This window comes from Microbulbifer flavimaris (genome assembly GCF_001641755.2).
GTDB lineage: Bacteria > Pseudomonadota > Gammaproteobacteria > Pseudomonadales > Cellvibrionaceae > Microbulbifer > Microbulbifer flavimaris.
Map to the genome: position 1 here is coordinate 575220 of NZ_LRFG02000001.1, position 12666 is coordinate 587885.

Sequence of the window (12666 nt, forward strand, 5' to 3'; positions counted from 1 at the left end):
CCTTTTCTGAAAAGGGGCGGTCAAAGAATGCAACTGACCTGTTGATATTCGGCAATCTCACAGGACTTCATTGCAGCCGGGCTTGTCCCGGCTATTTTTTTGCCGCCAGAATAGTAAAAGGCCCGACCACGCTCTGCGTGGTCGGGCCTTTTTGCAGGACTGAGAGCGCAGCCATCATGCTCCGCCCCCAGTGGCGTCCGGCCTACTGCTGCAGTGAGAACAGCTGGGTGTTGCCGCCTGTCGCCACCGTGTTGATGGTCTTGGTTTTCTCCTCGGCAAAGCGGAACAGGTAATGGGGGCCGCCCGCCTTCGGACCGGTACCGGAGAGGCCCTGGCCACCGAACGGGTTCACACCCACCACTGCGCCTACCATGTCCCGATTCACATAGCAGTTGCCCACATTCACGCGCTTGAATACCGCGTGAGCGCGGCCCTCGATACGCGAATGCAGGCCGAACGTGAGTCCATAGCCGGTAGCATTGATGCGGCGGATGGTGTCCTCCAGCTCGCCCGCCTTGAAACGGACCACGTGGAGGAAGGGGCCAAACACTTCGCGCTTGAGCAGGGAGAAATCCTCAATCTCCACCACCTGCGGGCCGAAGAAGGTGCCATTGGACGGCTTCTTGCCTTCGTCAAATGCGAACAGTGGCTTGGCCTCGTTGGCCATGCGCTCGCGGTGTTTTTCCAGCAAGCCGAGCGCCTTCTCGTCGATGACCGGACCGATATCGGTGGACAGCTGGGACGGATCTCCCAGGCTCAGCTCCTCGCAGGCACCTTTCAGCATGGTAAGCAGGTTATCCGCGATGACGTCCTGCACGCACAGGATGCGCAGTGCGGAACAGCGCTGGCCCGCACTGAGGAAGGCGGACTGGATTACGTCGTCCACCACCTGCTCGGGCAGGGCAGTGGAGTCCACGATCATTACATTCTGGCCACCGGTTTCGGCGATCAGTGGCGTGATGGGACCTTCCTTTTCCGCCAACTGCTTATTGATCAGGCGCGCGGTCTCGGTAGAGCCAGTAAATGCAACGCCACTCAGGCGCGGGTCCTCGATCAGTGGTGCACCTACGGCCGCACCGGTACCGGTGATCAGGTGCAGCACCTCTTTCGGCACGCCAGCCTCATGCATCAGCTCGATGGCGCGGGCGGCGATCAACGGGGTCTGTTCCGCCGGCTTTGCCAGCACCGCGTTGCCCGCCGCCAGGGCGGCGACAACCTGGCCGGTGAAGATTGCCAGCGGGAAGTTCCACGGGCTGATGGCCACAAAGACGCCGCGACCGGTCAGGTACAGCTGGTTGCTCTCGCCAGTGGGGCCCGGCAGGTCCCGGGGTTCGCCAAAGTGCAGGCGTGCACCGTTGCCGTAGTAGCGGCAGAAGTCGACCGCTTCGCGCACCTCGGAAATGCCGTCATTCAGTGTGCGGCCGGCCTCCAGGCAGACGAGCGCGGTGAGATCATTCAGGTGCTCCTCGTACAGGTCGGCAATGCGGTCGAGGATGCGTCCGCGCGCCTCTCCGCCGAGGCGATCCCAGGCTACCTGGGCCTCGGTTGCTGCCCGGTAGGCGGCATCAATCTGGTGCTTGTCGGCGTTCGCGGTGTAGCCGACCATATCACCGGTGGCCGGGTTCAGCACGGGGTCGTCAGCCACACCCATGACCCCGTTGATAATCGGCCCGCCTTTGAATTGCTTGCCGCGCAGGTTGTCCACTGCTTCCAGCAGCGGGTTTACCGCCAGGGGGTCTGTCAGCTCGATACCGTGTGAGTTCTTGCGCGGCAGGGGCTCACCGCCGAGCAGGATGTCCGCCGGCACAGGGATCTGTGGATGGCGGAACGGCTTGCAGTGTTCGCTCTGGTCGATGGTGTCCTTGACCAGTTCGTCCACCGGCGTCTCCTCGTCCATAAAGCGGTTGACGAAGGAGCTGTTGGCGCCGTTTTCCAGCAGGCGGCGCACTAGGTAGGGCAGCAGGTCCTTGTGGGCACCAACCGGGGCGTACACCCGGATCGGCACACGCTTGCCGTGCACTTTTTCCAGCTGCGCGTACAGCAGGTGGCCCATACCGTGCAGGCGCTGGAACTCGTAGTTGCCCTCGTCGCCGGCCATTTCCAGAATCAGGCCCACGGTATAGGCGTTATGGGTGGCAAACTGCGGGTAGACGGCATCGCGGGAATCCAGCAGCCTCTTGGCGCAGACCTGATAGGAGAGGTCGGTGTGGCACTTGCGGGTATACACCGGGTAATCCGTCAGACCCATCTGCTGGGCATGCTTGATCTCGGTATCCCAGTAGGCACCTTTTACCAGGCGCACCATGATCTTGCGGCCGGTATCGCGACCCAGGGCGATCAGCCAGTCAGCCACATGGGGTGCCCGCTTCTGGTAAGCCTGCAGGACAAAGCCCAGTCCCTGCCAGTCCCGCAGCTCCGGGTCGCGGGCCAGGGCCTCGAAGATATCCAGCGAGATATCCAGGCGGTCCGCTTCCTCGGCGTCAATATTGAGGCCCATGTCGAACCTGGCAGCGGCCAGGCACAGCTCCTTCACCTTCGGCAGCAGTTCGCTCATTACCCGCTCTTGCTGCAGCACGCTGTAGCGCGGGTGCAGGGCAGACAGCTTGATGGAGATGCCGTTGGCCTCCACGACGTCGCGCTTGTCGTTGTCCTTGCCGATGGCCTCAATCGCCATCATGTAGGCATCGAAGTAACGCTGGGCGTCCGCCATGGTGCGGGCACCTTCGCCGAGCATATCGAAGGAAAAACGAGTGCCGGCCTCGTTTTCGGCCGGGCCGCGTTTCAGGGCCTCTTCGATGGTGCGGCCGAGCACATACTGGCCACCCATGATCTTCATTGCCTGCATCATGGAGGCCCGAACCATGGGCTCGCCCATGCGGCTGACCATGCGTCTCATCCAGTGAGAGGGCTTCTCGGTGATGTCCGGGTCCAGCTCGACAATGTTGCCGGTGAGCATCAGGCCCCAGGTAGAGGCATTCACAAACAGGGAGTCGGACTGGCCACGGTGGCTAGACCAGTTGCCGGAATGCACTTTCTCTGCGATCAATTTGTCGGCAGTATCCGCATCCGGAACCCGCAGCAGGGACTCCGCCAGGCACATCAGGGCAACGCCCTCCTTATTGGAGAGGCCGAACTGCTGCAGGAAGGCATCGAGGGTGCCGCGCTTGCTGCGCTGCTTGCGGGATTCACGCACGAGATCACGGGAGGTCTCGAGGATCCTCGCGCGGGTCGTTTCGCTGGGGCGGGGTGCCGCCAGTAGCTCGCTGACACACTGGTTTTCGTCGGCGTGCAGGTACTGGCGGGCAAGCTGGCGCGCGCTGTGCAGTTCTCCGGCGAATTCTTTCGACATGGTTACTCCCGAACTCTCAAAATGGGGCCAGAATAAAAGTCGGATTATGGGTGAAATCTTTCAGAATTAATCGCCATTTTGGGGCAAGGTGTGGTTAAATCTAACGCCTATTTGCCGAATCACCAGTAGGGTATGTTGCCATGTCACGTCAGTTGGAAGATCTTGACCGCATCGACCGCCAGATCCTGCGCATCCTGCAGCGCGAGGGACGCCTGCCCAATGTGGAGCTGGCGCGGCGGGTAAATCTGAGTCCCACTCCCTGCCTCGAGCGCGTCAAGCGCCTGGAACGGGAAGGCTTTATCCGCGACTACGTGGCGCTGCTCGATCCGCTGAAAGTCCATGCCGGCCTGGTGGTCTACATCCAGGTCACCCTGACCGATACCGCCACTTCCGCGCTGGAGGCTTTCAATGACCATGTCTCCAGCCTGGAGGAAGTGCAGGAGTGCCACATGGTGGCCGGCGGCTTCGACTACCTGGTAAAGATCCGTATCAAGGACATGCTGGGCTACCGGCGTTTCCTCGGCGAGAAGCTCGCCTCGATTCCGGGAGTCCGTGAAACCCACACCTACGTGGTCATCCAGGAAGTGAAGACCGACACTGCCGTAGCGGTGCCTGACCCCGAGCCCAAGGCCAAGTCCGGCAAACGTTGATAAAAGCTTAGACGGTCGGGGCGAGGGCTAGACCCCGGCGAAAGTCTGCCAAGAAAGAGGTGGCTGGTTTGCCCAACAGCGATAACCGCAGAGCCTATATACTCGCTCTCGCCGCGGTGCTCTGCTGGTCTACTGTGGCCAGTGCGTTCAAGCTGTCGCTACAGTTTGTCTCGCCGCTGCAGCTGGTGACGATTGCCGCTGTGGTTTCGGCTCTGTTGATGGCGGCAGTGGTATCGCACCGGCGCCTGTGGGGTGAACTCCGGCAGCGCTGGCGGCAGGATTACCTGTGGTACCTGGCGCTTGGCTTCTGCAATCCCTTTCTCTATTACCTGGTCCTGTTCAATGCCTACGACCTGTTGCCGGCGCAACAGGCGCAGCCCCTCAATTACACCTGGGGTATCGTGCTGGCGTTGCTTTCGGTGCCGCTGCTGGGGCAGCGCCTGAGGGGAGTGGATCTTGTTGCCGGCCTGATCTGCTATAGCGGCGTGCTGGTCATCGTCACACGCGGCGATCCTTTTGGGCTGGAGTTTGATTCCGTAACCGGTGTGGCCCTGGCGCTTTTTAGCACGCTGATCTGGGCCAGCTACTGGCTGCTCAACACGCGGGTACACGGCAGTGCGCCAGTCAACTTGCTGCTCAGCTTTCTGTGTGGCCTGCCCTGGCTTTTCGGCGTTGTCGCGTGGCAGGGTGATTGGCAGTGGCCGCCGATGCAGGGCTGGCTGGGCGCCGTTTACGTCGGTCTGTTTGAGATGGGCATCGCCTTCCTGCTCTGGCAGGGCGCTCTGCGCGCCTGCGATAACACCGCCCGGATCAGCAACCTGATTTATCTCTCGCCGCCGATCTCGCTGCTGCTGATCGCACTTCTTGTAGGCGAGACCATTCATCCGGCAACCGCGGTGGGCCTGGTGCTGATCATGGCCGGCGTGGCCGTGCAGCAAGGCCTGTTCCGCCGCCTTTTCCGCAACCGAATCGCGACCGCAGTACAACGATAAAGATACAGAGGTGATGTATGGACTTCGCACTGACTGAAGAACAACAGATGATCCAGGAGGCCGCGCGCCAGTTTGCCGAGAGCGAGCTGAAGCCGGCCGCGGCCGAACTGGACAAGACCGGCAACCGCGAGTTGTTACTGGAAAAGCTCAAGGCACTGGCCGAACTCGGTTTTATGGGGATCAATATCGACCCGGAATTCGGTGGTACCGGTGCCGGTACCGTCGCGTTCAGTCTCGCCATTACCGAGCTGGCCCGCGGCTGTGCCTCTACCGCCACCACGACGTCCGTGACCAATATGGTTGCCGAGGTGATTCAGGCCGTTGGCAGTGAAGAGCAGAAAGCGAAATACCTGCCCAAAATCTGTAGTGGCGAATACCCCGCCGGTTCTTTCTGCCTCACCGAGCCCAGCTCCGGTTCCGATGCCGCCGCCATGCGCACTCGCGCTGTGAAGGAAGGTGACGAATACGTACTCAATGGCAGCAAGCTCTACATCTCCAGTGCCGAGTTTGCAGGCATATTCGTAGTCTGGGCTGTCACCGATTCGGAGGCGCCGAAAGGGAAGGGTATATCCTGCTTCCTGGTAGAAGCCGGCACGCCGGGCCTGGTCATTGGCAAGGCGGAAGAGAAGATGGGGCAGAAGGCCTCCGTCACCAACGAGGTCTCTTTCGATAATTGTCGTGTCCCTGCGGCAAACCTGATGGGTGAGGAAAACCGCGGATTCCGCATCGCCGCCGGTGAACTGGCCGGTGGCCGCATTGGTATCGGTTCCCTGGCCCTGGGCATTGGCTTGGAAGCGCTGGATTGTGCCCGCGCGTTTATTCAGGAACGTGAGCAATTTGGCCAGCCGCTGGCAAAGTTCCAGGGGCTGCAGTGGCAACTGGCAGACAAGTACACAGAAATGGAAGCAGCGCGGCTGCTGCTGCTACAGGCAGCGTGGCAGAAAGATGCGGAGATGCCGTTCGGCCCGGCCGCGTCCATGGCCAAGCTTTATGCCTCGGAAAAAGCCAATGAAGCCTGTTACACCGCTTTGCAGATGCACGGTGGCGCCGGTTACACCCGCGACTACCCGCTGGAGCGCATGGCCCGCGATGTACGCATCACCACCATCTATGAGGGCACCAGCGAGATCCAGCGCCTGATCATCGCCCGCCACTTGCTGGATGGGATGCGCTAATCCCCTCTGTCTGGCTCCCGTCAACAGTGGTTGACGGGGGCGCTCCCCGCCCCCCCTGGGCGCCATGTGACTGTCGGATTGGTTTCGCGGCCAACTCGGCGTCAATTTCCTTTATCCGCCAGCGAAGCATTCCCTGCGTCTAGACTGAAGCTACACAGCATTTTGTGGGCGTAGTCACGCCCGACACGGAGTTTCAGATGTACAGGATGTTTGGCGTGCTGTTGATGTTGGCCTTTGCCACCAGTGCCGTTGCTCAGGGCAGTGCCGAACTCGCCAAAGAGCTCGCGAATCCGGTCTCCAGCCTGATCAGTGTGCCTCTCCAGAGCAACTTCGACCATGACATCGGTCCGCTGGACCAGGGGCGGCGTTACACACTGAATATCCAGCCGGTCATACCCGTATCATTGAATGAAGACTGGAACCTGATCAGCCGCACCATCGTGCCGGTCATTAACCAGGAAGATGTATTCCCGCAGGCGCCGGAGAAGACCGGTCTGGGTGATACGACCCAGAGTCTGTTCTTTTCCCCGGCTGAGCCAGTTAACGGCATTACCTGGGGAATCGGGCCTGCCTTTCTGCTCCCCACTGCGACCGAGCCCCACCTGGGTACAGAACAGTGGGGTGCAGGACCCACGGGAGTAGTACTCAAACAAACCGGGGGCTGGACCATCGGTGGGCTGGTGAACCATATCTGGTCTTTCGCCGGGAGCGACAACCGGGATGATATCAACAGCACATTTGTGCAGCCGTTTTTCGCGTACACGACTCCGGATGCGTGGACCTTCACGCTGCAGGCTGAGTCCACTTACGACTGGGAAAATGAGCAGTGGAATGCGCCGGTGGCCTTTCTGGTCGCCAAGTTGTTCCAGGTTGGACAGCAGACTTACCAGATCCAGGCCGGCCCGCGTTACTACGCGGACAGTCCCGATACCGGGGCAGACAATATGGGCTTTCGCCTCAACTTTATCCTGCTGTTTCCTGCGGGAGACTAGCGGCAACGATTCATCAGAGGGAACTGAGCATGGCAACGGCAAAACTCCTCAAGCGCAGCAGCCTGTCGCTGTCTGTCGCCATTGGTGCCATCATGAACGCTCCGCTGGCACAGGCTGGGGGTTTGATGGTGTGGGAAATTGGTACTCCAACCCTGGGAACCGCGGGGGCTGGGTGGGCTGCAATGCCGGAGGATGCCTCCACCGCCTATACAAACCCGGCGGGAACCGTTTGGCGGGACGATACCGAGATACGAGCCGCTGGTCAGCTTCTCTACGGTGACGTGGATTTCTCGAGGGAAGACGGGAGCAATGTGCCGGGGAACAACGGGGGAGACCCTATTGGCTGGTTTCCCGGCGGTGGTGCCTTTGCTGCCGGGCGGTTGACTGACAAGCTGGGGTGGGGCCTGGCGATGGCCGGAAATTTCGGTGGGGCGCTTGATTACAAAGACGAGTGGGTCGGCCGGCGTTTTGTACAAGAGGTGGACTTATTGGCGATGAGCCTGATTCCCTCACTGAGCTGGAAGATCCATCCCTGTCTTTCAGTCGGGGTCGGGTTGAATTTGATGGCGGGTTATTTCAACTGGAAGTCTGCTCCCAGAGCCGGCCTTCTCGGTGGTGATGGCAGGCTCGAATATAGTGATGTGGACTTTGGTTACGGCGGCAATCTGGGAGTTACCTATCGTCCGGTCCCCACCACAACACTCGGCTTAACCTACACGTCTCGGGTCGATTTGGATTTTGAGGCCCGCATGAAGCTGGATAGTTTTGGACCGCTCTTTGACATCGCCGTGGAGCGCTTTGACGGGCGGCGGACCGAGATCGGTATGAATGTCCCTGCTACTTATACAGCGAGCCTGCAACAGCAGCTCTCCCAAGTGACCACACTATATGTAAATTTCGGATGGCAGGAATGGTCGACCTACAGTCCTTTGGCGTTGAGGCTGGATAATCCGGAGCAGACATCGTTGCGGATTGACAGGGGGTATCGTGACACGGGACATTTTGCGCTTGGCGCCCGTCACGGATTCAGCAGCGGTTTTTTACGGGACTGGTCACTTTCTGCCGGCGTGGCTTATGACAGTGCCATGGTTAACACCGGTACGCTCACTGCGGATATACCGACAGCTGAGGCCTCCTGGCGCTTTGGCTTTGGTGCGGGTAAGGAATTGTGTCCCGGTCTGACCCTGGACCTGGGATATACGCTGGTTTGGCAGGGAGACAATGATATTGCGCAGCAGGGAAGGCCGCCATTCAGCCCACGATTACAGGGAACCTATGAAGACACGGCGCTACATTTTTTTGGTGGGTCAGTACAGTTTGAATTGTAGCGTGATGTATCGCCGACTCGGCTGTGTACTGGGAGTTTAGAGATGGGGAGTGGAACTCCGACAGTTGTAACCGTTGAAGAGTCAGGGCAAGGAAAATTCACCCAGACCCTACACTCCGGTCCGCACCAACTGGTAGCTGACGAACCAGAGGAATACGGTGGTGATAACAGGGGGCCGGGGCCCTATGAGTATGTGCTGATGGCTCTTGGTGCGTGTACCAGTATGACTATCCGTATGTATGCGGATCGCAAGAAGATTGCGCTGGAACGGGTGCGTATTATCTTGTCACACCAGAAGGTGCACGCGGACGACTGTGCAGACTGTGAAACAGAGAAGGGCAAGATCGATGAGATCGTCCGTGAAATCACACTCGAGGGAGAGCTGACCGGCGAAGAGCGCGCGAAGCTGCTGGAGATCGCCAATCGCTGCCCCGTGCACCGCACACTGACTTCGGAGATCAAGGTCCGATCCAGGCTCTCGTCAGCATCATAGTTGTCGGAGCCAGCCTTGAGGGCTGTTTAGGGATCTTTCTGGTCGGTACCCGGTGTGTTCAGATCTGTGACTCCACCGGCAGGTGGGCCAGGATACCGCTCAGGAAACGCTGCCAGAGCGTGCTGTTGGGGTCTTTGTCTTTTACCACCTCTTTGCCATTTTCGTCCTCTGCGCGCCAGCCGATGTCTCCACCATCGTCCAGGCTAAGTTGCCAGGCGCTGTCAGCAGAAGTCCACTCCTGAAACAGGTCGTGCAGTTGCTGGTTGATTGCCCTGTTTTTGATCAGGACGCCAATCTCAGTGTTCAGCAGCATGGAACGGCTGTCGAGGTTAATGGATCCGACAAAGCCACGGTCCTCGTCGAGGACGAAAGTCTTGGCATGCAGGGTGGACTGGGATTTGTGGCTGAACCAGTGCAGTCGGCCCTCCCTTTCTGCACTGGGTTTCAGTTCCCAGAGCTGTACCCCGGCGCGAAGCAGGGGTTTCCGGTAGCGGGAGTAGGCGCCATGGGCCATGGCAGTGTCTGTAGAGCTGATGCCATTGGTCAAAACCCCGATTTGAATGCCCCGGTCCAGCAGCTCGGTGAAAATATTCATGCCCGGATCTCCGGGTATCAGGTAGGGATTACTGATTTCAATCTTCTGCTTCAGCTGACGGATGATTTGCGCAAGTTGATATCCGGGATACTCCTCAATTGGCACATCATCGGGATTGGTGGCCTTCTCCGGGGGGTCGGCATAGAGAGTCGCTCCACCCCAGGAAAACTTTACCTTCCCCGCAAGTAGTTTCTCCAGAAAATCATAATTCCTGACCGCCTTGTGTAGCTCGGAACCCGCATCTTCAGTTTTCTTTTCTGCCAGGCGCTGCTGCAGCTCCAACAGCGTGTGGCTGTCTTCGGCGGTCAAGGCGAGTTTGTCGATCGGCACAGAAACGGAATGATTCCAATACTTATCAAACGTGTTGGAGGCATCGGAAACAATTGGCCCGATGGCTATCGTATCCACATCCAGAAACGCAACTTCGGCATTGGAAAAATAGCCATCGGAGATATTGCGCCCCCCGGTAATCATGACAATGCCATCCGCCACCACAAGCTTGTTGTGCATCCTGTGGTTGATCCTGCCCAGATCAAGCAGTTGCTCCAGTCGGCGACGGACACCGCTTTTTCCCTCGAGCGGGTTGAAAATCCGCACCTGGATATTCTCATGATGGTCAAGCGCACCGAGCCAGGCGTTATTCATGCGGGTTCCCATATCATCGACCAGCAGGCGCACCCGAACACCACGTTCTGCGGCTTCAAGGAGCTTTGCGGTCAGCATGCGTCCCGATATATCGTCACTGAAGATATAGTACTGGACGTCCAGAGATACTTCCGCCTCCTCGATGACAGCGGCCCGTGCCGCCAGCGCCGTCACCCCGTCATGGGCCAGGTGAAAGCCGGAATTATCGGCAGGCTGATTCAGGCTCTGGGTCTTGACCAGCTTCGCCAGCGGGGTATCCGTTGCTGGTGGCAGGGCCCCCGCGGTCTCCCATTGTCGCGAATCGTACCGGTTGCTATCCGAACAGGCTTGCATAACCAACGTAGAGGAAAGCAAGAACGCAGGTGGTGGACGCATGGATTTCAGGGGCATCTTTCCACCTCGCACAGGTCAAAGTTCACAGGCGAGAGGGATGACTGTGAGGGTCCCCTTCCTTGTGGGGTTTGTCTTTGTGGTCCACGCCGTGTTCTTGTATTGGCGGTGTCTCCCAGCTCCCCTCTTCGGTCCAGGGGTCTTCCTCGGGAAGCTCCTCGATATAGATCTCCTTCTCTTCAAAGTCTGGTTGATATCTCAGGTCGTAGTTGGCTGCGCGTACAATCGATACACACAGTAAAACAGCCACGATCAACAGGGGCACCCCACCGATGACACTGGCCGTCTGCAGGGTTTCAAGGCCGCCCAGGAACATCAGTGTGACCGGCATGATCGATAGGGCGAAGGCCCAGAAAAGGCGATTCCAGCGTGCAGGTTCCTCGTCTACCTCTTTCTGCACCACCGCCGCGAGGATGTAAGAGATCGAATCGAAAGTCGTAGCGGTGAAAATCAGAGCCAATACGGTGAAGACCAGCACAACCAGTGTGCTCAGGGGCAGGGTCTGCAGGATCGCGAATATTGCGGTGGTCGGGTCCTGCTGGTTGAGAATCTGCACCACATCCACCTGACCCGATAACTGCAGGTAGATACCGTAGTTGCCGAGAATCATGAAAAAGAGAAAACAGCCCATGCTGCCGAAAAAAATGGCACCGCCAACCATGGCCCGAATGGTTCTGCCGCGGGAGATGCGCGCGATAAAAAGCCCCACGCTGGGGGCAAACACCAGCCACCAGGCCCAGTAGAAGATGGTCCAGTCCTGGGGGAAGTGAGTGTCCGGGAACTGCTCGAATTGGGCCAGGGGTTCCGTCCAGGTGGCCATTTGGAAAATGTTGTCCATAACACGGCCCATGGCATCAAGACCGGTATTGAGAAGGAATAGTGTCGGCCCGACCAAAAAAATAAAAGTCAGCAGAATGATGGCAAGCCACATATTGATATTGGAAAGAAGGCGGATGCCGTTCTTCAAGCCGACGTAAGCACTGTAGCCGAACAGTGCAGTGCAGACAGCCAGCACGATGATACGCGTAGTGAGGTTGGTGGGAACGCCGAAAAGCTCATGGGCGCCCTGGTTGATCAGTGGTGCTGCGAGCCCGAGAGTCGTGGCGCCACCGCCAAGCATGCCAAAGACAAAGAAGATATCGACCAGCTTGCCAATCGGGCCACGGGCACGCTCTTCACCCAGTACCGGCATCAGCGCCTCACTGATCTTGAGCACGCTGTGGTTGCGAACATAGTAAAAGTACGCAATTGGCAGGGCCGGAATCAGGTAGATCGCCCATGCCATAGGGCCCCAGTGGAAGATTCCATAGGCCGCAGCCCAGCGAACTGCCTCGGCAGTCCCACCTTCCACCTGGAAGGGCGGGGTTTGGTAATAATATGCCCACTCAATCATCGACCAGTACAGGATCGAGGCTCCAATACCTGAACAAAACAGCATCGCCGCCCAGGACATGGTGGAGAACTCCGGTGACTCTTCCGGTGTGCCCAGCTTGATATTGCCGATATCGCTGAAGACGATGAATATCACAAATAGCGTGGCGCCGACCCCGAGAGCGAGGTAGAGAACCCCGAGCTTGTCGGTGACGAAAGTCTTGGCGCTGGCAACCCATGCGGCGCCGGCTTCAGGGAAAAATACCAGGGGGAGTGTCACCGCCAGTAGCAAAAACAGCGAGCCGAGGAATGTCGGCTTGTCGATGATCTCGTTCCAGCCGTCTGATGACACAGAAACCTCCAGGTAGAACCCGTTAGGGGCCCAACATGCTCAATACACGCATGCGCAAACCCAGCGCGGGCTATGGCAGAACCCATGATGGGTACGATGTATTCAGCATAGACAAGTGGAGCGATTATGCGCCAGATCCCATCTAGGTGGGGGAGCCAGCAGTCTCAGGGGCTGTTGTGCATCGCCAGCGCAGCCGCTACTGAACTCCGGGTCAGCGTTTTCCGTGAACGGTCCGGCGAGGGCGCCGTGACGCCCTCCGAGGAGGGGCGGGGAGGGGGAGGCCCGATACTGCCGCACCGGGCTCTGCTTATGCCCCGGGAGGGAGGCAATCCACA

Annotated in this window: 9 protein-coding genes; 6 read left to right on the forward strand and 3 right to left on the reverse strand. The window is 58.9% G+C overall.

The features are described 5' to 3' along the window. Nucleotides 1-202: 202 nt before the first annotated feature. Nucleotides 203-3349: a bifunctional proline dehydrogenase/L-glutamate gamma-semialdehyde dehydrogenase PutA gene (gene putA, locus AWR36_RS02655; protein WP_067080510.1), complete on the reverse strand. Its 3147-nt coding sequence runs from the start codon at nucleotides 3347-3349 to the stop codon at nucleotides 203-205. 140 nt (nucleotides 3350-3489) lie between these two features. On the opposite strand from putA, the gene AWR36_RS02660 reads away from it, so the two are divergent. The 6 genes from AWR36_RS02660 to AWR36_RS02685 all read left to right on the forward strand — a co-directional run bounded on the left by AWR36_RS02660 (nucleotide 3490) and on the right by AWR36_RS02685 (nucleotide 8978). After that, nucleotides 3490-3999 carry an Lrp/AsnC ligand binding domain-containing protein gene (locus tag AWR36_RS02660; RefSeq protein WP_067080512.1) on the forward strand — a complete coding sequence of 170 codons (510 nt, stop codon included), beginning with the start codon at nucleotides 3490-3492 and terminating at the stop codon, nucleotides 3997-3999. Nucleotides 4000-4067: 68 nt separating this feature from the next. Next, nucleotides 4068-4991 carry a DMT family transporter gene (locus tag AWR36_RS02665; RefSeq protein WP_067081822.1) on the forward strand — a complete coding sequence of 308 codons (924 nt, stop codon included), beginning with the start codon at nucleotides 4068-4070 and terminating at the stop codon, nucleotides 4989-4991. A 17-nt stretch (nucleotides 4992-5008) separates the two neighbouring features. Continuing rightward, complete coding sequence (locus tag AWR36_RS02670; RefSeq protein WP_067080514.1) at nucleotides 5009-6166, forward strand: acyl-CoA dehydrogenase family protein; 1158 nt, start codon at nucleotides 5009-5011, stop codon at nucleotides 6164-6166. A 197-nt stretch (nucleotides 6167-6363) separates the two neighbouring features. Further along, nucleotides 6364-7158: a transporter gene (locus AWR36_RS02675; RefSeq protein ID WP_197409214.1), complete on the forward strand. Its 795-nt coding sequence runs from the start codon at nucleotides 6364-6366 to the stop codon at nucleotides 7156-7158. Between the two features lie 29 nt (nucleotides 7159-7187). Further along, nucleotides 7188-8486: an OmpP1/FadL family transporter gene (locus tag AWR36_RS02680; protein ID WP_067080516.1), complete on the forward strand. Its 1299-nt coding sequence runs from the start codon at nucleotides 7188-7190 to the stop codon at nucleotides 8484-8486. A 42-nt stretch (nucleotides 8487-8528) separates the two neighbouring features. Beyond that, nucleotides 8529-8978, forward strand: coding sequence for an OsmC family protein (locus AWR36_RS02685; RefSeq protein ID WP_067080519.1), 450 nt, complete (start codon nucleotides 8529-8531; stop codon nucleotides 8976-8978). A gap of 58 nt (nucleotides 8979-9036) precedes the next feature. Here AWR36_RS02685 and AWR36_RS02690 read toward each other — a convergent pair whose 3' ends face one another. Then, the gene (locus tag AWR36_RS02690) at nucleotides 9037-10551 is read right to left on the reverse strand and encodes a phospholipase D family protein (protein ID WP_067081828.1); all 1515 of its coding nucleotides are present in this window, start codon (nucleotides 10549-10551) and stop codon (nucleotides 9037-9039) included. Between the two features lie 82 nt (nucleotides 10552-10633). Next, the gene (locus AWR36_RS02695; RefSeq protein ID WP_067080522.1) at nucleotides 10634-12331 is read right to left on the reverse strand and encodes a BCCT family transporter; all 1698 of its coding nucleotides are present in this window, start codon (nucleotides 12329-12331) and stop codon (nucleotides 10634-10636) included. Nucleotides 12332-12666 lie beyond the last annotated feature (335 nt).

Bases quoted from the DNA above. Each gene is read 5' to 3' on its own strand.
- AWR36_RS02660 (WP_067080512.1), top strand. From the start codon at position 3,490: ATGTCACGTCAGTTGGAAGATCTTGACCGCATCGACCGCCAGATCCTG.
- AWR36_RS02675 (WP_197409214.1), top strand. From the start codon at position 6,364: ATGTACAGGATGTTTGGCGTGCTGTTGATGTTGGCCTTTGCCACCAGT.
- AWR36_RS02670 (WP_067080514.1), top strand. From the start codon at position 5,009: ATGGACTTCGCACTGACTGAAGAACAACAGATGATCCAGGAGGCCGCG.
- AWR36_RS02685 (WP_067080519.1), top strand. From the start codon at position 8,529: ATGGGGAGTGGAACTCCGACAGTTGTAACCGTTGAAGAGTCAGGGCAA.
- AWR36_RS02690 (WP_067081828.1), bottom strand. From the start codon at position 10,551: ATGCAAGCCTGTTCGGATAGCAACCGGTACGATTCGCGACAATGGGAG.
- putA (WP_067080510.1), bottom strand. From the start codon at position 3,349: ATGTCGAAAGAATTCGCCGGAGAACTGCACAGCGCGCGCCAGCTTGCC.
- AWR36_RS02680 (WP_067080516.1), top strand. From the start codon at position 7,188: ATGGCAACGGCAAAACTCCTCAAGCGCAGCAGCCTGTCGCTGTCTGTC.